This is a genomic window from Pseudomonas sp. P1_A1 (genome assembly GCF_056406935.1).
The window spans coordinates 95251-113968 of the sequence record NZ_JBFTZE010000018.1 but is presented as its reverse complement, the minus strand read 5'-3'; the positions used below and the strand labels follow the sequence as shown (position 1 = coordinate 113968).

Sequence of the window (18718 nt, the reverse complement as noted above, 5' to 3'; positions counted from 1 at the left end):
CTTTCGGCTTTTTCCTGGCAAGGACCGCCAGTCAGCTCAGCCCGCGAGAGGCCAGAAACCCTGCGTCGGCTATCTCAAATACGCGTATCCAAAAGAGAGCCAGTTCAATCAGATCGAGGGATAGCCAGAAGCAAGATCAAAAGATCGCAGGCTTCGCCAGCTCCTACGGGTGTACGCGATTCCATGTAGGAGCTGCCGAAGGCTCGGGCCGCGATCGGACGATCTTTTGCTCTTTTTTCAGCCGCGATTGAGGATTTCCCGCTATTTAGCCGACGCGCAATGCACGAAGGTCGAGGCGACCGTCCTTGAGCGGCGGGCACCAGTAGTAGCCGCCAGTGATCGGTCGGCTGATGCGGTACAAACCGTCGGTGATGCCGTCTTCCAGACCGCTCATGCGCCGCAGTTGGGCTTCGAATGCATCGAGGGAAAAACCGAAGGCCAGGAACATCAGGCCGGCGCGATCGCCTTCGATCCACGGCATCGAGCGACGGACCACGAAGGCTTCAGGTGCGAAGCTTTCCTGGGCGGTGCGTTTGACGTGGGCGGAGATCGGCGCGTCGTCGAGTTCTTCGTTGTCGCTCAGGCGCCGGCCCATGATGTTGTCCTTCTCGTGGGACGGCATCGCGTGGAAGCCTTTCAGGTCATGCTGCCACTGCTGGATCGCGGCGAAGCTGCCACCGACCAGACCATCAGTGCCTTCGCTCAACAATGCAGCGGCCACAGCGGCTTCGTCGTGAGGGTTTTCGGTGCCGTCTTCGTAACCGGTCAAGTCATGGCCGGTCATGTGGCGGAAGGTTTCGTTCATCTGCACCAGACGCAGGGCCGGTGCCAGCGCGGCTTCGATCGCGTGGCTGCGATTGAGCAATTCGCCACGGTCAACACCGTGCAGCCAGCACCAGAGCGCGTGTTGGGTCGACGGGTTGTCGACGCCGACACCGACCAGCGCAGGAAAGGCGCGCAGCCCGTCGATCTGCGCGTGCAGCGCCTTGACCAGGGACTCACCGAAACCGACCACCGCCGATTTTCCGTCCACCAGGCGCATCAGGTTATCCAGCGCCGCCGGCAGTGCCTCGGCGGATTCGAGGACGAAGAACATATGACGGGCTTGAGGCGGAACTGGGGTGGCGAGGATGCCCGGCTGGTAGTAACTCATATGAACTCCTTTGAGAAAGAGCACGAAGTTTAACCGGGGGATCGTTACTTGTGTGTTTTCAGGGCAAAAGATCGTCCTGTAGCAGCTGCCGAGCCCGCCAAAAAAATCATAAGATGAACCATGACAAGCGAGTCCGAGGTCTGCTAAAACGATTCATCAGTGCATCACCCAATCCAGACGGGGTAGCGACATGACCACAGCATCGATCCTTGGCAACCTGTTTCCCACCGCCGACAGCATCCCGGAAAAGTATCGCCTCAACGGCCAAACCGAACAGCGCGAATACCTGGTCGACGGTGAACTGAAAACCTGGTCCGGCCCCCTCGCCCAGGTGCGCAGCCCGGTGTACCTGAGCGGCGCGAATGGCGATGAACAAGTGATCCTGGGCAGCACGCCGCTGCTCGATGCCGACACCGCACTGACCGCGCTCGACGCAGCCGTCCGCGCCTATGATCGGGGCCAGGGCCTGTGGCCGACCATGCGCGTGGCCGAGCGTATCCAGCATGTCGAGACCTTCCTCGGTCGTATGCGCGAACAGCGCGAGGCGGTGGTCAAGTTGCTGATGTGGGAGATCGGCAAGAACCTCAAGGATTCGGAGAAAGAGTTCGACCGCACCTGCGACTACATCGTCGACACCATCAACGCCCTCAAGGAACTCGACCGCCGCTCCAGCCGATTCGAACTGGAACAGGACACCCTCGGCCAGATCCGCCGCGTTCCGATGGGCGTGGCGTTGTGCATGGGGCCTTACAACTATCCGCTGAACGAGACTTTCACCACGCTGATTCCGGCGCTGATCATGGGCAACACCGTGGTGTTCAAGCCGGCCAAGCTGGGGGTGCTGTTGATTCGTCCGCTGCTGGAAGCCTTTCGCGACAGCTTCCCGGCCGGGGTGATCAACGTCATTTACGGCAGTGGCCGCGAGACCGTCAGCGCACTGATGGCCAGCGGCAAGATCGATATCTTTGCGTTTATCGGCACCAACAAGGCTGCCAGCGACCTGAAAAAGCTCCACCCGCGGCCTCACCGCTTGCGTGCGGCACTGGGCCTGGATGCGAAGAACCCCGGCATTGTGTTGCCAGAGGTGGATCTGGACAACGCGGTCAACGAAGCCGTCACCGGCTCCCTGTCGTTCAACGGTCAGCGCTGCACCGCGCTGAAAATCCTCTTCGTCCATGAAGACGTGGTCGAAGCGTTCATCGAGAAATTCAACGCCAGGCTCGCCTCACTGAAACCCGGCATGCCATGGGACAGCGGCGTGGCCCTGACACCGCTGCCGGAGGCGAGCAAAGTCGATTATCTGCATTCACTGGTGGCGGACTCGGTCAGCAAAGGCGCCGTCGTGGTCAACCCCAATGGAGGTGAGTCCCGGGCATCGTTCTTCTACCCGGCCGTGTTGTACCCGGTGACACCGCAGATGCGCGTCTATCAGGAAGAACAGTTCGGCCCGGTCGTGCCGATCGTGCCTTACCGTCATCTGGACACCGTGATCGATTACGTCCTGGAATCCGACTTCGGCCAGCAACTGAGCATCTTCGGCACCAACCCGGTGGCGGTCGGCAGGCTGGTGGACACCTTCGCCAACCAGGTCGGCCGGATCAACCTCAACGCACAGTGCCAGCGCGGCCCGGACACCTACCCGTTCAACGGCCGCAAGAACTCCGCCGAGGGCACGTTGTCGGTGCATGATGCGCTGCGGGTATTTTCGATCCGGACCCTGGTGGCGACCAAGTTCCAGGAAAGCAGCAAAGAGCTTCTCAGCGAGATCATCAGCGGCCGGAACTCGAGCTTCCTGACCACCGACTATATTTTCTGAGGACACCAGACCTGAGCATCATCAAAGGCCTTCGACTGCCACCGCTGTTGCGCCGAATACTGCGTCCATTGCTGGACCCGTACCGGCGCTACCGCCACGCCAAACTGATCCATGCGGTGCGGGTTTCGTTGGGGTTGCTGGCGACGATTCTGCTGACCACCGGCATCCATCTGCCCCACGGCGAATGGGCGTCGGTGACCATGCTGGTGGTGATCGGCGGCTTGCAGCACCACGGTAATATCGGCAAGAAAGCCGCCGAGCGAGCCATCGGCACTTTGATCGGGGCCGGTGTCGGCTTGTTGCTGGTGGCGCAACAGGCCTGGCTCGGGATGCCGTGGCTGACCTATTTCGCAATGTCGGTGGTGTGCGGATTTTTCTCATACCACGGCAAGGGTGGTTATACGGCGCTGCTGTCGGCGATCACCGTGTTTATCGTTGCGGGGCACGGTGACAACCCGGTCACCGATGGCCTGTGGCGCGGGGTGGATATTCTGATCGGCATCGCCCTGGCACTGGCTTTCTCCTTCGCCCTGCCGCTGTACGCGGTGTACTCCTGGCGCTACAACCTGGCCGATGCGTTGCGCGACTGCGCGGCAATCTACGGCCGTATCATCAACGGCGAGTCCGTCACCGCTGACGAGCACCTGAAGCTCATGAATCGCTTGAACGCAGTCATGGTGCAACTGCGCTCACTGATGCCCTCGGTGTCCAAGGAAGTGCGGGTTTCCATGACCGAACTCGATGCGATTCAGCGCAATCTGCGGATGTGCGTCAGCATCCTGGAGATCCTCGGCAATAGCCGGCCGAATGCCGATGACTCTGAGGCAATGGCCCATCTGCAATCGGCATTGAAAACCGAGCACCGACAGATCCGGGTGCAACTGATCGGTATGGCTCGGGCATTGAAATCGGGCGCTTCACAACGGCTCAGCCGGCCAGCCGAACCGCCATTGGACTCTACGCTTGATATGCCGGTCTACAGTCCGCTGGATGGCTACCGATTGCTGACCCGACAATTGACCGCGAACATCGGCGAGATGCGCCAGCGTCTGGTGAAAACCGCACCGCGCTGGAACATCTGAGAGGCCGTTTATTGTGTAGCCACCCGCCGAAGCTTCAGGCCCCAACCCTGTTGCATCCCGGCGGCGGCCAGCAGAATCGCGGCGACACCGATCCATTGCAGCGGCTCCAGGCGATGACCGAAGGCAAACCAGTCCACGAAAATCGCCGCAATCGGATAGATGAACGACAACGCGCCGGTCAGGGCGGTCGGCAGCTTTTGAATTGCTCCGTAGAGCAGCACATACATCAAGCCGGTATGCACGATACCCAGCGTCACCAGGCTGGCCCAGGCACTGGGCGCTTGCGGCATCGCCGAGAAGTGCGCAAAGGGCGCGAGCAACAGCACGCCGGTGCAGACCTGGATCAACGCGATCAGATGCGGTGGCGTGCCGGTCAGGCGTTTGATGATCAACGCGGCAATCGCGTACAGGAAGGCAGCACCCAGCGCCAGAGCGATCCCCATCAGGTAATCGTTGCCACCCTCGCCTTGCTCGCCATGTGCGCTGACAATCGCCAGCATCCCGAGAAACGAAATGCCCAGCCAGAACAGTTTTTGCAGGGTGATTTTCTCCCCGAGAAACAGCGCGGCCAGCCCCACCAACATGAACGGCTGGACGTTATAAACCGCCGTGCCGATGGCAATCGAGGCGCGAGAATAGGACGCGAACAACAGCACCCAGTTACCGACAATCGCCACACCACTCAGTACGGCCAACAAGAAAGTGGTGGACGTCAAAATGCCAGGGCGCAAAAAGCCGAACGCCGCGCAGATCAGCAACAGCGTGACAGCACCGAACACGCAGCGCCAGAACACCACGTCCAGCACCGGTTGCCCGGACACCAGCACGAACCAGCCAATGGTTCCGGAAATCAGCATGGCGGCGGTCATCTCGAATGAGCCGCGACGTAGTGTTCTGTCCATCATCAACCTCCTGTGTTTGAGGCCAAAGTATGCCAATCCGCCGGGGGGCTTCTCCAGCGCAAAAAGCAGGCTAAACTCGGTATCTGCCTTTTTTATCAAGGCTTATCCAGCCGATTGCCTAACAGGGGATTCGCCATGACCGACGACATCGACCAAGTGCTGATCAGCGCATTGATGGAAGACTCCCGCCGCTCGCTCAAGGCCCTGGCACAAATCAGCGGCCTGTCCTCGCCCAGCGTTGCCGAGCGCCTGCGCCGCCTCGAAGAACGCGGCGTACTCAAGGGCTATACCGTCGAAATCGACCCTAAATGCTTCGGTTATCAACTCCAGGCCATCGTCCGCATCCGCCCGTTGCCGGGCCAGTTGCAGGAAGTGGAGCGGCAGATTCAGGCGATCCCCGAATTCACCGAGTGCGACAAAGTCACCGGCGACGACTGCTTCATCGCCCGCTTGCATGTGCGCTCAATGGAACAACTGGACACCCTCCTCGACCGCCTCAACACCCACGCTGAAACCAACACCGCCATCGTCAAGAAAACCCCGATCAAGCGCCGGCTGCCACCAATGGCGTGAGTGCTGTTTGGTTCGCAAAGACGTGGATACCCCGATTCCCAGACGATAAAAAACCCGCCGAAGCGGGTTTTTTACTCAAGGCTGCCGATCAATCATCGCGGCCCATGATGCCGAACAGTTGCAGCAAGCTGATGAACAGGTTGTAGATCGATACATACAGGCTGATGGTCGCCATGATGTAGTTGCGCTCGCCGCCGTGAATGATGGCGCTGGTCTGGAACAAGATGCAGACCGAGGAGAACAGCACGAAACCTGCGCTGATCGCCAGTTGCAGACCGCTGATCTGGAAGAAGAAGCTCGCCAGCGTCGCACCCAGCAGCACGAAGAAACCGGCCGTGATGAAACCACCCAGGAAGCTCATGTCCTTACGGGTGATCAGCACATAAGCCGACAGGCCGCCGAACACCAGCGCGGTCATCGCGAAGGCCGAGCTGACCACTTCCGCGCCGCCCTGCATGCCCAGGTAACGGTTGAGGATCGGGCCGAGCAGGAAACCCATGAAACCGGTCAGCGCGAACGCAGAAACCAGGCCCCACGCCGAGTCACGGAGTTTGTTGGTGAGGAAGAACAGGCCGTAGAAGCCGATCAGCACCACGAAGACGTTCGGGTAACCGACACGCATCTGCTGTGCGACAAACGCCATCACGCCGCTGAATGCGAGGGTGAGGGCGAGTAGGCCGTAAGTGTTGCGCAGGACGCGGCTAACCTCTAGCTGCTCAGCCTGCACGCTGTTATTAACTGCGTAATCCTGTTCGCGCATGGCGACACTCCTGTTGGTTTGAAACGTTCAGTCGCAAAGATCATAACAGACGCTCTGTAACAAGCCATGCAGAGAGTTTGACAGTGTGTTTCATTCAGGTATTATGGCGCCCGCAACGCAAACGGAGGTGTGGCCGAGTGGTTTAAGGCAACGGTCTTGAAAACCGTCGACTGTAACAGGTCCATGAGTTCGAATCCCATCGCCTCCGCCATCTTATGTACGACAAAGCCCTGATTATTCAGGGCTTTGTCGTTTCTGGGGTTTGGTGAAAACCTCATCGCTTTGGATGTGTTCCATAACTATTATGGGCGCGTTCCATAACTCAGCCTGTTTCGTCCCTACCTGCGGCGTCCTGCCGACCGTACATCCCCCAAAACCCTACAGCTCGTCGCTCTACCCTCGCCCGACCTTCACGCCTCATTTACTGTATATCCAGACAGTACACAAAAGGCACCCGCCCGTGGATCCTCTAGACATCGAAGACACCAGCGACTGGCTTGGATGCCCGACCGAACTTGAAACCATCAAACACTATTCACGCATGCTGGAAAACGAAGTCCAGGAATTGAACCTGCAGCTACGCGTAGCCAGGGAAAATATCTTCGGCCTGGTGCAAATGTATGCAGACACGTCCGGGGAATGCAGTCGACTTCGCGCCGAGCTCAAGCAGGTGGGAGCAGAACTTGCCGAAACAAGCCGGAAACACTCCGACCTACTCAATTCTTCAAACAGCATCCTGATGATGAAGGACCGGGAGTTGGCCGGTTACCAGCAAAAACTTAAGGAACTGACGGGGTACACCTACCCACAGTCGACGCCTCACCGACTAAGCTGAAATCAGCAATCCGAGGGCGTAGCCATGTGTGGACGTCTTTCCCAATACAGTGGCATTCACGACTTTGTCGCGGCGCTGAGCATGCCCAACTCCCTGATCAACTATGCAGGCAACCAGCCATTCGAGCTCTACAACGCCCCACCATCCACTCAGCTCGCCCTCTTTCACCAGGAAGGCCAGTTTCTGCGAGCCGACATGGTTCGCTGGGGATGGCGGCCGCACTGGGCCAAGGGCCGCCCCGCGCCGATCAATGCCAGGGTAGAGAAAGTCGCCCACGGTCCGTTCTTCAAATCGATCTGGCCACACCGGGCAATCATCGCGATCAACAACTGGTTCGAATGGGTCGATGAAGGTGGACCGAAGAAGCAGCCTTATCTGATCCGCCGAAAAGACCGGGCGCCAATCCTGTGCGCCGCGATCGGTCAGTATCCAAGCGCCGAATTTGGTCCGAGTGAATATGACGGCTTCGTGATCATTACTGCCGACAGTAAGGGTGGCATGGTGAATATTCACGATCGCCAGCCGGTGACACTCAACCCTGAGCTAGCCCGGGAATGGCTGGATCCGTCCACACCGCAAGAGCGCGCTGAGCAGATGGTACTGTTGCAAGGGGAGCCTGCGGAAGCTTTCGAGTGGTTCAAGGTCGACCGCGCTGTGGGCAATGTCCGCAATCAGCAAAGCGGCTTGATCAACCCAATCAGCGATTCACTTCTCTGACGCAGACCTGACACGCAGGCAATGCTCTCAGTCCTTGGTCGCCGGCATCGGTCATGGCGACAACTCGTTGAGCATGCGCCGGGTCAAGTCGGGCAGGCACTCTTCACTGGTACCCGGCTTTGGGCGCGACTGGGTCGAAAAATCCGACCGATCGTCTGAAATGTATCTGCACCACATTTCAGTAATTAAGAAGTGACTAGACTCGAACGCGCAAACCTTCTCTGATCGCCCCCCTGCTGCATTGAAGCAGTAGGTTTCCGGTTCAGATAATTCTCAGTCTAAAAAGGAATATAGATATGGGCATTAATGTTACAAATAACTCATCCCACACCATTGAAGTTGCAATCAATCATTGGGGTAAAGATGGGGATACGAGTTTCTTTTCAATAGCTAGCGGCAACCAGGAAAGCTGGGATCGGTCTGACAGTCGCGGCTTTGTTCTCTCTTTACAAAAAAATGGAGCCCAAAACCCATATTACGTTCAGGCCAGTAGCAATATTAAAGTCGACAATAACGGAGTCACGGATCAGGGCGAGACTATTTATCCTCTTTCGTAAATAGCAGCCAAGGTGCCTACCGGCACCTTGGTTGTAAAACATAGGCATAGAACAAATAGCAACTAACTTAGTTGCCCTTTCAGCGAGAGTTTTCACGCACATACGCCCGACAAGCCGCCAGTGCGATCAATCCTTGGTCGCCTTCATCGGTGATGGCGATAATTCGTTGAGCATGCGCTGGGTCAAGTTGGGCGCGTGCTCCTCCATGAACCATGCCGCCGGTTTCGGTACCGGCTGACACTGAACAGCCACTGGCTGGATCCTCGGTGAGGAGGACTGACAGCCGCAAATCAGAAGTGGCAAGGCGATCGCGCAGGCGAGCCTGGTCTTTTTGTGCATCGCTCAATTTCCTGTAGTGAGTTTCTTCGCTGGCCGACAGGCGCTGCTCGAGCGCCAGGCGCTTGTCCTGATCGGCACGAACTTGGGCGGCGGCCGCGTTGCTAATGGCGTTCAGGTCGTCCTGATGCAGGCCGGCCTGCTCGGCGAGCTGCTTGCCATAGCGCCAATCCTGTACCTGCCAGACACCGCCGGCCGTTACCAGCAGCAGCGCCAGCACTCCGGCCAACTTCCACGCCGCGGGACTCATGGCACATCCTTGAAGAAGATGTGGTGCCCGAGCTTCAGCGTCTGCTTCGCTCCCACTGTCCAGGCCGGAGCCTTCGGCATGGTGGTGGCGTAGTAATGGGTGGCGCCGCCGGTAGGATCTGGCTCGGTACCAGACATAACCAAGTCAGCAGCTTTCTGCGCTTGGGCGAGCTGTCCGGCCGGGATCGGCTTCGCGCCGCTGAGGAAGGCGAAGTTCGGATCGTTCGAGTTCCAGCAGCTGAACTGGTAAGGCTTCAGGCACACGCCGGCATAACCCTCCCCCCACCACGACCTCGCCTTGCCGTCGTTTACACGGTTGCGAATGGACCAGGCCACGGCGATCTGGCCGGCCAGGCTTTCACCTCGCGCCTCACCCCAGAGGGTTCGGGCGAGGATGTCGCGGTCTTTCTCGATTGCAGTCATCACTTTTCTCCAGGCAAAAAAATACCCGCTCAATGGCGGGTGCTTGGGCCCTGCGTCGCGTTATATGAGTTCGCCGGATCGGGCTTCAGGATCGGCCATGATCACGGGTGCTACCGGCTCTGGTGGCCAAACCGGCGCGGCATACCAGGTTGGCTGAACCGTTACCTTTCCCAAGGCGAACTTGTAGGCCTGCTGATCGCAAAAATGGATGAGCGCAATGCTCAGCACATTTGCAGCTATCTGATCGTGAGCGCGCGCGGCAAGCGCATGACCGCGAAGATGCTCCGCGACCGGTGGGACAAAGCCAGGGAAAAGGCCAAGAAAGAGGCTGATGAGAAAGGCGACGTTCAACTGGCCGAAAAAATCGGCAGCTTCCAGTTCCGTGACATCAGGCCAAAAGCTGCGTACGACAAAGCCCTGATTATTCAGGGCTTTGTCGTTTTTGGCTTTTGGAAAAACCTGCCCAGCCCACACTTCAGCCCACACCCGGGATAAAGTATTGCTTTTCGACCAGCGGCTCTGCCTTGGAGTTCGGTCTTTTTTGCTCTTGAAACGCCCCAGTAACAAGTCCAGAATCTTCGGCAAGAAAATAAACCCTTGGATTTCAATGGGGCGGACGCCAGATGCGAGTCTCGTTTCCCTCTCCCAAAACGCAAAAACGCCGCTCAGTGAGCGGCGTTTTTGTTTGCGCGTAGTTTGTTGGGCTGCATCGAAGAGAGATCACAACCTCTGTTTTCATTCTGGCGCATCCTGCGGAAGCTGCCTCTAAACCCGTCCTTCAGGCCTGTAGGTGTAGGCAAGAGACCATTCGAAAATTATTCGGTTCTGCGCATAGCCAGCTGAAAACTATTATCAACCTGAAGGCATCAGTAGCGCAGGCTCAGCTCGAAAAGCGCCAGCTCCGTCGCCCGCTCCTCACCACCTCGTAGGATAGTTCACAACTGATTGTTGGCACCCCAAGCTGCCAACGGTGCCGGGTAGCTTCTTTTCAGTCACTTGATTGACCGCTTGGATTTTGAATTCTACCGGATAACGCGGGTTGCTCATGGCTCCTCCTAATTGGCCTCAATTTAAGGCAAATAGGTGTCTACGAAACCCGGGGCGATTCAGATCTCGGCCTCGCCACAGCCATAATCAGTTTGGCGACTCTCTCCGTAGCACGATTGACGCACCCGAGGATGAATATACGTTCATCGAAAACATTGCTCTATGCGTCTAGCCTGTGGGTTCCGACATAGTGAATACAGGAGTAGCCCACCATGTTCTCGCACGAAAGCATCCCGCTGATCATCATTTTCATCATCCTGCTGCTTGGCGTGCTTAGCGCCGTCCTCCATCCGGTACATGCGTTCTATAGCTGGCTTCAGAGGCGCAGGGAAAAATCATCCGCCGAGATCGCGAAAGAGGTGGATTCGCGCTGATTTTTTTTAACGAGCCCGGCTAAGCCCGGGCTTTTTTGAAGCTTTCGGGCCAGAAGCAGCCACTCAACGCGACTCGATAATTCCCACCCGACCGTGCATCTTCATGCTCGCCACGATACCGTCGTGGCATGGAATCCATCAGTGCAGAACCTGATACCGCGAATCAGGTAATTAACCTGCCCCCGACAAATGAGCCGGTTGAAATGGGCGGAACTTCGGGAGACGCTCAAGCCACCAGGTTGAACCTTCCAGATTTCGCAGCCCCGCCTGAGAGGCCGCTTCTGGCCGATTTCTGCACTTCACGACCGGCAGAAATCGGCCAGAAGCGGTCAATCGCTTTCCCTCTCAACCACCAACAATACTCTGCATCACAAGCCTCTATAGCGTTGCACTAACCATTGGCGACATCATCAATATCCGCTTCCCTGCCAGGGTGGTGCGGATGATCACCGTTTGGAACTGACCAACGGCATTGCACGCAGAAACGCCGGTTTCTGTCATTCCGCTAGGCTAATTGCAGATAGCAAAATTCACCTGATTAATGTCCTCCATTAGGATCCCCATGAGACTTTCAGATTTCATCCTCAAAAACCTTGAGTCTATTCTGCAAGCGTGGGAAGAATTTGCCAGGTCTGTTGATACCTCGGTACCCGCTATGGATTCCCAAGGCCTGAGAAACCATGCCGAGTTTATTCTGAGGGCTGTTGCGCTCGACATGCGTACCTCTCAAACCCAGAAGCAACAGATCGACAAGTCCCATGGGCTGGCACCTGTAACAGAAGAGGAGTCGGCGGCTCAAAGCCATGCAGTGACGCGCCTAATGGCTGGTTTCACTCTAGACCAGATGGTCTCCGAATATCGCGCCCTCAGATCAAGCGTCCTCAGGCTTTGGCTGGCCCAGGAAGGCGCAGGGGACGACCATGAAGTTGTAGACATAATCCGATTCAACGAGGCGATAGATCAAGCGCTTGTCGAGTCAATTGCGACGTATGGGCGAGCGGTGGAGACAACCCGAAAAACGGTCTTGGGGGTATTGGGCCACGACCTTCGCACTCCGTTGGGCGCGGTAATGCTGGGCGCCGATCTGTTGAGGCAGACTGAGGAACTGGGCAGCCGTGGAAAAAAAATAATTGCGCAGATTTCTACAAGCGTTCAAAGCGCCAACCAGATGGTGCAAGATCTGCTCGACCTGGCGCGCTGTAACCTTGGCACGGGCATTCCGGTACAACCAGAAAATACTAACCTAACTTCTGTTTGCAAATCAGTCGTGGATGAAGTCACCGCTGCCCATCCTAAAGCAAAAATCATTTTCACCGACACGGGACCGGTTCCAGGCCTGTACGATCCATCACGCATGGCACAAGTGTTTTCGAATCTTATTGGCAACGCCGCGCGACACGGCCACTTACAGCGTCCGATTAATGTCACATTGACCGGGGATGGCACCACTGCCTACTTTTGCGTGCAAAATCATGGAGAGCCCATTCCTCCCAGCGCATTGCCCACTCTCTTCGATCCGGAAGGACGTTATTCCAGATATACCGACAGTGAACCAGGAACCTCCTCTGGTCTGGGGCTTGGATTATTCATCGCCGCTCAGATTGTAGAGGGCCATGGTGGAAAGATAGAGGTCGAGTCGACGCTAGAGGACGGCACGATTTTCCGTGTAACTTTACCTGTTTGCCAATAATCGAGTTTCGACTGTAAGTACCACAGAGCCTGTAACCCCTCCGGCAGAATGTCTGCTTCGGGTTGATTGCTGCCCTCCGCCGCGACAGGGAGCGCGATTTTCGTTCCAGTCCTGATTGTCAAACCTGCTCTAAAACGTTTTCACACAGTTTGGGGCAAAGCGGAAGATCACGTTTCGAGTAATATGCAATGGAGCACTGGATAGTTGTAGAAAATATCCTCCCTTGCTGCTTCGACAAACTTTTTTTTACCGCAATGCGCGCCTTAGGGTTTGCCCCCCCCAACGAAACATATCGTTGTTTGCTCGGCGCGCATCACTCTTCATTTCGGACATGGACATTAGCCTTGTCGATACTTTATCTCCGAACAGTATCGTAATCGAAGGGTTTAGTTCCATAGAAAGAATGGATTTCTGTGGCCCAAGACTCGTCAGCCATATTAGGCCAGCTGTCCTTGTCAAAACCTGGTGCATTTTCCAAGCGCTCTTTCTCTACATTGAGCACGAAGCGCTTGTTTACTGTATCCAGTGTCAATGCATTCCAGGGTACTGCAAACAGTTTTTCTCCCATACCAAGAAAGCCACCAAAAGATAGAACAGCATAACTCACTCTTCCGCTGCGAACATCTAGCATGATTTCCTTAATATCCCCCAAGTCTTCGTCATTATGGTTATAAACATCATTTCCAATGAGTGTGTCTGCCCCCATCAGGTCGGGGCCAGGCCCCTGTTCCTCGGAGCTGGTATCTCGCAGGAGGTTGGTTTTGTATATGCCATAGGTATCGCGATCTACGTAGTTCATTACTATCTCCTATCAGCAATCGTCAATCAATCAGAAAAATACACCCACCGCCGTGATGGTTGTATTAGTGGGAGTCACCCGCTTTCGAAAAAGTTTAATTTTTTTTCTGCATGACGACGAATGGTAAATTGGAGTAAAAAGTCAATCAACTTTTAATTAGTGCACATCCATGTGTAATACTTGTTTTTATTTTAGGCATTAACCAGATTGATGTCATAGAGGCGTGGATGWAGCGTTTTCTCATTATGGCAACTGACTTGCATATGACTTCATAACATGACGATTAAGTTTGGATCGCTACTGCGACCAAGCTTATTTGAATGATAGTTAATACAGGGGAAAGTCCGGCACAATCTGGAGCAGGACATAAAATTGGCAGGTGAATATCTGCTTTTGGCCGTTACTTGCCTGTCACGACCGCAGTCGATTGTTGCTTGATGCGAAGAGCCACCCGAGCTTGTATTAATTGGGGATTGTCCATTAGCGATGTGCTCGCACGAGGTCGACTGACTCACCAGCATTGCCCCACACGCCCTCAAACCTGAAATGGCTTTTAAATTTCTGTACCTGCCTCTCATCTCAAAAATCATCGACTTTTTGAAATCACACCATCCATGTATTGATTTAAATCGCGCAGATCTTTAATCCTCCAAGCGTACGGCGATAGCGTTACACCATTCTCTCGCAACGTTTTTGGAATCAAGTCTCCATTTGGACGAAGTATTATCGATGATACAATTACGCCCGGATAATTATTTAATCGCTTTTTGAAAGCGGATGTTGTTAGATCAGGTGTAGGAGGATTGCTTTTATTAGCCAACGGTCCTGTTGCTTTGAGATCTACTCCGTGGCACATGCTGCATCGCTGTAAATAGAGATTTTTTCCATTAACATTATCCGCGAAGGATAGTGATATTTGAATTAGCGATACAATTCCTAGCGAAGCGATGAATAATATTTTCATTTTTTATCTTCCTTGATGGGATCAGCGTCGACTGGACGCGATTTGGTGCGCAGGAAAGATATCAGCCATCGTGTCCGCACACACAGTCATTTCTGATGCCCATTGAATCAACTCGTTTTTCCAGGCGCATCCCGCTGACCGCTTCTAACCGCTCTCTGCCGAACCTGGTTGCAAAGCGTGTGGCTCAAATCCGATGCAATCGGTGGTCAGAACGAATGCAAATGACTGGTCAGGTCGATGCAAACGGGTGTTCAAGTGGAGTGCAATTTCGCATTCTCCACTGGGCGCCTTTATACAAGGCATCCAAGCCTATAAAGTAGCCCCCTCCAAACAAGGAGGATGGAACAGTGCTCACCAAAATTGAGCTGCTGGACGAACTGCTTCAGCGCTATGCCGGAAACCTCGGCAATGACTTCACCGGATACCGAAATCATGTGGACCGAGTCATCAACTTTTGTTGCTCACTCAGCACGCTGGACACTGTAAATCTAGAAAAGATAGTTTTGGCCGGGGTATTTCATGATCTTGGTATATGGACGGCCAAGACGTTTGATTACTTGCCCCCGTCAGAGCAATTGGCAGAAGACTTCCTTCAGGAAATCGACAAGCTGGATTGGGCGGAAGAAATTATCTTGATCATTCGCAACCACCATAAAATAACTCGGTCCCATAGCGATCCACAGAACCTTGCAGAGGTATTTCGGAAAGCCGATTGGATCGACGTCTCCCGCGGTGCGGTTACTTTTGGACTCTCACGACAGAAGCGACGTGAGATATTCTCGGCCTTTCCTGATGCAGGATTTCACATTCGCTTAGTTCAGCTTTCGCTCAAACGACTGCTAACGAACCCACTGAGCCCACTGCCAATGATGCGGCTCTGAATTTAGTGAGCCCGCCCTGACTGTGGCGATCACAATGCTACCGGACTTGTGGTCGTTGCACGGCGCGCATTGCTTCCAGACATTGAGCGCTTTTTTTGGGGGGCCGCCCATACGGGAACGCCCATACCACGTGATTATAGGAATACCGATTTGCAAGAGTATGGGAGCGCCCGTAATACTTCGCGAATGGAATTTAAAGAAAGACTCAAAATCGCCCGTCGCCATGCCGGTCTGAACCAGACCGAGCTTGCTGAGCGCGCCGGCCTCACGCAGACATCAATTTCCGACCTTGAGCGCGGCAAATCGAAGGCGACGGCCTTTGCTGCTCAGATTGCTTCGGTCTGTGGTGTCTCCCCTATGTGGCTCGCTGAAGGCAGTGGCGACATGCTTAAAGGTGTTGCAGAAGCCGCTGAACGCACTCAACCAAACGTGGCAATGTCAGACATTGAGACATGGGATGACGAAACCCCGCTCGATGACGACGAGGTTTACGTGCCATTTCTCCAGGAAGTGGAGTTAGCAGCGGGCTCCGGCCGATTCGCGATTGCCGAAAGCACCAGCGCCAGGCTGCGCTTCTTTAAGAAAGACCTTCGCCACAACAACGTTCAGTTCAGCAACGCGAAGTGCGTCGCGGTGAGTGGCAATAGCATGCTGCCGGTGCTGCGCGACGGCGCCACGGTTGGCGTCAACGTCGGCAAGAACACGTTGAGCGATATCGTCGACGGCGAGATGTACGCGATCAACCACCACGGCCAACTGAGGGTCAAGCAGGTGTACCGCACGCCCACCGGAATTCGCCTGCGAAGCTTTAACCGAGACGAGCATCCGGACGAGGACTACACGTTCCAGCAAATCCAGGAGCAGCAGATTTCGATTCTGGGACATGTGTTCTGGTGGGCGATGTATTCGCGTTGAAGGAATGACATTTCAAATGGAAGTGAAGATGCGCACGTCACAGATTGCCGGCCTCTTGCTGGCGATACTCCTTTCTGGCTGCAGCAGCGCACCGAAGGAAAAAACGGAATTCGAGAAGCAAATTGACTCGGCGCCGATGCCCATCACTGAGGCTGATCGGCTGGAGCAATGCGAATATCTCAGCGACCTGCTTTATTTTGRAATGCAGGATATTGCCGGCTTGAACGGGTTTTCTGCTGCTTTCAAACCTTTTGACCCTTCGAAATCCCAAGCACTTATCCGGCGCATGGATTCGATACGCTGCACCAAAGCAGAAAGTCGGAATTGGCTCCAACGTGCAGTCTTAGCAAAATAGATCAAATACACGCGCTGCTGGACGCCGTTCCTCGATGCCTGGACGAGCTTGAGGCGTTCGCCGTACTGCGCGTGGCCGCACTCCCAAGAAGAATTTCAGCGCATCCAATCTCACCAAATGCAGACTCCCTCTCACCATAAGAATGTGGGAGTGGCTTAATTATGGGAATGCCCATTGACACGCATTACGGGAATACCTATATTTCAGTCCAAGCCAACGCATCACAGGCCCAGCAGCACCAAACGTAAGGCTCAACTGAGCAAAGGGTGACATCAAATGAAATAGGGAAATGACCATGACCGTAGACATCAGCAACTACACAATCGCTACACCGCTCCCAATCTCCGACACCAACCCGATCGCGCTTGAATTGATCGGCTGGCGGGCACTGCTCGAATGCCCGGAAGTTGTTTCGATGCTTCCAGATGGCTCGCTGCAAATGACGGCGCCGACGCTCGGCGCTTCGAGCAAGAGCACCCTGCGGACGCGCTGCGAGTGGAAAGAGCCAGGTTATTGGTTGTTCGCCAGCGCTGCTGACCACTGGAACCGACAAGAAATGCGAGTCACGAAGGTCAACTCGCTGCAGAAGGTTGTGATCAGCCAGATTCATGTTCAGGGTTCGGAAAGGCCACCTGTAAAAGTGTTTTGGAACAAAGGCCGAATCACGATGGGATTTCGGTCGAGCTATCTCCAGGAAGACCCGGTGAACACGACGATTCTGGAAGACGTGCCACTCGGTGCACTTTTCAAAATCAACATTCACGCCAATTCGAGCGGCGCTGTATCCGTCTCGGCGAGCTGTAATGGCGTCAAATCTACCTCTGCAATCATGCGCCTCGACAACACCTGGGACACGAAAACTCTCGCCTTCCACGGCGGTGTGTACAACCAGATCGATTACTCCGACACCACTGACCCGCAAGACGGTTCGGTCTGCATCATCAGCGACCTTTCCATCACCCACCTCTGAAATCGCGCATTTCGTGCGAGCATGACAACCAGCGTCACGTCAGCCTGACGATAACTGCCCGCCCCTCTCAATGAGAGCGCATCGGAGTGTGATCTGTAGCAAAGCAGGCACCTGACCGGTAATCAGGCCAGCCACTGAGTACGCCGGGCAGAGACCGGCGCAGGCAGAGCCAGAGGTGACGACCTCGCGCAGATCACCCCCGATGCGCACGGCACGGATGAGCGCAGCTGAGTGGTTCTGGATCAGTTCACGACCTGAATGCACGACTGGAAAAGCCTGGTTGGCTACGCCGGCCGGATGGGTCAATCATCACGACCTTGAAACCGCAAACGGTATTGCCCCGGGCTCTCCCCCGTCCATTTTTTGAAGGCACGGTGAAACGCACTCGGCTCCTGAAACCCCAACTGTTCGGCAATATCGCTGATGTTCGCCTTGCTCTGGCGCAACCGTTCAAACGCCACCCCGCGCCGCACTTCATCCTTGATTTCCTGATACGAACAGCCTTCACGTCCCAGTTTCCGGCGAAAGGTACTGGGGCTCAGATGCTGTTCCAGGGCGAAGTCCTGCAAGGTCGGCCATTCGCTGTAATGGCTATGGCGCAGGCGCTGATGAACCTGCGATGCCAGCCCATGCTGGTTGCGGAAGCGGATCACCAGCCATTGCGGTGCGGTGCGCAAAAACACTTTCAGCGAGGCTAGGTCCTGAACCACCGGCAGCCGCAAGTAGTGACTGGCGAACTCGATTTCGGTGTGTTCGGTGCCAAAGGTCAGGTTGGGCCCCCAGAGCAAGGCGTCATCACGCAGCGACAAACGCTGATGACGGAAGTCCGCACGATCGATGGGAATTCGCCGCCCGCCCAGCCAACACAGCAGACTGATCATCAACACCAGAAACGTTTCTTCGCCCAGCCGGCTCACCTCGCTGTTCTGCGAGCGGGTCTGCAAGCTGATGACCGCACGCTTGCCACGCACACTCAACGTGCCGCGAAAATCACGCAGAAACAAGGCGAAATTGGCCAGGCACTGACGCATGGCTTTTTCCAGCGTCGGCTCCTGAATCAATGCCCGACAAATCAAGGCAAAACCGCCCGGCGGCATACCATGGGAGTCCAACTGGAAAAACTCATCGTTCAACTCACGAATCTGCGCCAGCCACAACGCGGCGAAAGCCGTGGCCGGCACCCGTGCTGTCGGCTGATCCATCAGTGCCGGATCAATTCCCACCTGTTCAAGGAGTGACCGCAGACGCTGCGGCTTCTCACGCAGCGCATGGATCATGGGATACATGAAGTAAACCGCCACCGAATCCGTTTCCCGCATT

The 18718-nt window shown here is 55.5% G+C and carries 20 protein-coding genes, 1 tRNA gene and 2 pseudogenes; 13 read left to right on the top strand and 10 right to left on the bottom strand.

Translation table 11 applies throughout. From position 1 onward, the window contains the following. Nucleotides 1-265: 265 nt before the first annotated feature. Nucleotides 266-1153, bottom strand: coding sequence for a Dyp-type peroxidase (locus AC1D2Q_RS23405; protein ID WP_477814689.1), 888 nt, complete (start codon nucleotides 1151-1153; stop codon nucleotides 266-268). Between the two features lie 190 nt (nucleotides 1154-1343). On the opposite strand from AC1D2Q_RS23405, the gene AC1D2Q_RS23400 reads away from it, so the two are divergent. After that, nucleotides 1344-2969: an NADP-dependent glyceraldehyde-3-phosphate dehydrogenase gene (locus AC1D2Q_RS23400; protein ID WP_477814688.1), complete on the top strand. Its 1626-nt coding sequence runs from the start codon at nucleotides 1344-1346 to the stop codon at nucleotides 2967-2969. 44 nt (nucleotides 2970-3013) lie between these two features. Then, nucleotides 3014-4051, top strand: a complete 1038-nt coding sequence (locus tag AC1D2Q_RS23395; RefSeq protein ID WP_477814703.1) for an FUSC family protein — start codon at nucleotides 3014-3016, stop codon at nucleotides 4049-4051. A gap of 8 nt (nucleotides 4052-4059) precedes the next feature. On the opposite strand, the gene AC1D2Q_RS23390 is transcribed toward AC1D2Q_RS23395, so the two are convergent. Next, a complete protein-coding gene (locus tag AC1D2Q_RS23390) occupies nucleotides 4060-4953 on the bottom strand; it encodes a DMT family transporter (RefSeq protein WP_086946266.1) in 894 nt (297 codons plus the stop codon). A gap of 135 nt (nucleotides 4954-5088) precedes the next feature. Between AC1D2Q_RS23390 and AC1D2Q_RS23385 the strand changes: the two genes are divergently transcribed. Further along, nucleotides 5089-5526 (top strand): Lrp/AsnC family transcriptional regulator, encoded by a 438-nt coding sequence (locus AC1D2Q_RS23385; RefSeq protein WP_007941786.1) that lies wholly within the window; start codon nucleotides 5089-5091, stop codon nucleotides 5524-5526. A gap of 88 nt (nucleotides 5527-5614) precedes the next feature. Here AC1D2Q_RS23385 and AC1D2Q_RS23380 read toward each other — a convergent pair whose 3' ends face one another. Beyond that, nucleotides 5615-6286, bottom strand: a complete 672-nt coding sequence (locus AC1D2Q_RS23380; RefSeq protein ID WP_477757512.1) for a Bax inhibitor-1/YccA family protein — start codon at nucleotides 6284-6286, stop codon at nucleotides 5615-5617. A gap of 123 nt (nucleotides 6287-6409) precedes the next feature. On the opposite strand from AC1D2Q_RS23380, the gene AC1D2Q_RS23375 reads away from it, so the two are divergent. The 3 genes from AC1D2Q_RS23375 (at nucleotide 6410) to AC1D2Q_RS23365 (ending at nucleotide 7838) form a co-directional block, all read left to right on the top strand. After that, nucleotides 6410-6497 (top strand) — tRNA-Ser (locus AC1D2Q_RS23375). 249 nt (nucleotides 6498-6746) lie between these two features. Next, a complete protein-coding gene (locus AC1D2Q_RS23370) occupies nucleotides 6747-7121 on the top strand; it encodes a hypothetical protein (RefSeq protein ID WP_477814687.1) in 375 nt (124 codons plus the stop codon). A gap of 24 nt (nucleotides 7122-7145) precedes the next feature. Then, nucleotides 7146-7838, top strand: a complete 693-nt coding sequence (locus AC1D2Q_RS23365; RefSeq protein ID WP_477814686.1) for an SOS response-associated peptidase family protein — start codon at nucleotides 7146-7148, stop codon at nucleotides 7836-7838. Here the strand turns inward: AC1D2Q_RS23365 and AC1D2Q_RS23360 are convergent. Further along, nucleotides 7819-7932, bottom strand: a pseudogene (locus tag AC1D2Q_RS23360) (lysis protein); the annotation flags it as partial. The gene AC1D2Q_RS23365 and the pseudogene AC1D2Q_RS23360 overlap by 20 nt on opposite strands. Nucleotides 7933-8134: 202 nt before the next feature. Here AC1D2Q_RS23360 and AC1D2Q_RS23355 point away from each other — a divergent pair. Further along, complete coding sequence (locus tag AC1D2Q_RS23355) at nucleotides 8135-8395, top strand: hypothetical protein (protein ID WP_105341270.1); 261 nt, start codon at nucleotides 8135-8137, stop codon at nucleotides 8393-8395. Between the two features lie 79 nt (nucleotides 8396-8474). Here the strand turns inward: AC1D2Q_RS23355 and AC1D2Q_RS23350 are convergent, their stop codons facing one another. The 3 genes and pseudogenes from AC1D2Q_RS23350 to AC1D2Q_RS23340 all read right to left on the bottom strand — a co-directional run. Beyond that, nucleotides 8475-8981: a lysis system spanin subunit gene (locus AC1D2Q_RS23350; protein WP_477814685.1), complete on the bottom strand. Its 507-nt coding sequence runs from the start codon at nucleotides 8979-8981 to the stop codon at nucleotides 8475-8477. After that, nucleotides 8978-9403 carry a cell wall hydrolase gene (locus AC1D2Q_RS23345; RefSeq protein WP_477814684.1) on the bottom strand — a complete coding sequence of 142 codons (426 nt, stop codon included), beginning with the start codon at nucleotides 9401-9403 and terminating at the stop codon, nucleotides 8978-8980. The genes AC1D2Q_RS23350 and AC1D2Q_RS23345 overlap by 4 nt, the downstream gene beginning before the upstream one ends. Nucleotides 9404-9463: 60 nt before the next feature. Continuing rightward, nucleotides 9464-9595 (bottom strand): annotated as a pseudogene (locus AC1D2Q_RS23340) (phage tail protein); the annotation flags it as partial. A gap of 1067 nt (nucleotides 9596-10662) precedes the next feature. Between AC1D2Q_RS23340 and AC1D2Q_RS23335 the strand changes: the two are divergent. Both AC1D2Q_RS23335 and AC1D2Q_RS23330 read left to right on the top strand, forming a co-directional pair. Next, on the top strand, nucleotides 10663-10824 hold the full coding sequence (locus tag AC1D2Q_RS23335; RefSeq protein WP_477814683.1) for a hypothetical protein: 162 nt from the start codon (nucleotides 10663-10665) through the stop codon (nucleotides 10822-10824). Nucleotides 10825-11386: 562 nt separating this feature from the next. Beyond that, entirely contained in the window at nucleotides 11387-12514 is a 1128-nt protein-coding gene (locus AC1D2Q_RS23330) for an ATP-binding protein (protein WP_477814682.1), read from the top strand. Nucleotides 12515-12869: 355 nt separating this feature from the next. Here AC1D2Q_RS23330 and AC1D2Q_RS23325 read toward each other — a convergent pair whose 3' ends face one another. Both AC1D2Q_RS23325 and AC1D2Q_RS23320 read right to left on the bottom strand, forming a co-directional pair. Continuing rightward, entirely contained in the window at nucleotides 12870-13313 is a 444-nt protein-coding gene (locus tag AC1D2Q_RS23325) for a PRC-barrel domain-containing protein (protein ID WP_477814681.1), read from the bottom strand. A 586-nt stretch (nucleotides 13314-13899) separates the two neighbouring features. Next, nucleotides 13900-14277 (bottom strand): c-type cytochrome, encoded by a 378-nt coding sequence (locus AC1D2Q_RS23320; protein WP_477814680.1) that lies wholly within the window; start codon nucleotides 14275-14277, stop codon nucleotides 13900-13902. Nucleotides 14278-14624: 347 nt separating this feature from the next. Here AC1D2Q_RS23320 and AC1D2Q_RS23315 point away from each other — a divergent pair, with 347 nt between their 5' ends. From AC1D2Q_RS23315 to AC1D2Q_RS23300, 4 genes are all read left to right on the top strand, one after another. Then, nucleotides 14625-15158, top strand: coding sequence for an HD domain-containing protein (locus tag AC1D2Q_RS23315; protein WP_477814679.1), 534 nt, complete (start codon nucleotides 14625-14627; stop codon nucleotides 15156-15158). Nucleotides 15159-15344: 186 nt separating this feature from the next. Next, a complete protein-coding gene (locus tag AC1D2Q_RS23310; RefSeq protein ID WP_477814678.1) occupies nucleotides 15345-16073 on the top strand; it encodes an XRE family transcriptional regulator in 729 nt (242 codons plus the stop codon). Nucleotides 16074-16089: 16 nt separating this feature from the next. Further along, on the top strand, nucleotides 16090-16428 hold the full coding sequence (locus AC1D2Q_RS23305; protein ID WP_477814677.1) for a hypothetical protein: 339 nt from the start codon (nucleotides 16090-16092) through the stop codon (nucleotides 16426-16428). 295 nt (nucleotides 16429-16723) lie between these two features. Then, nucleotides 16724-17398, top strand: a complete 675-nt coding sequence (locus AC1D2Q_RS23300) for a polysaccharide lyase family 7 protein (protein WP_026286569.1) — start codon at nucleotides 16724-16726, stop codon at nucleotides 17396-17398. Nucleotides 17399-17700: 302 nt separating this feature from the next. Here AC1D2Q_RS23300 and AC1D2Q_RS23295 read toward each other — a convergent pair whose 3' ends face one another. Continuing rightward, a complete protein-coding gene (locus tag AC1D2Q_RS23295; protein WP_477814676.1) occupies nucleotides 17701-18717 on the bottom strand; it encodes an AraC family transcriptional regulator in 1017 nt (338 codons plus the stop codon). Nucleotide 18718: the final 1 nt, after the last annotated feature.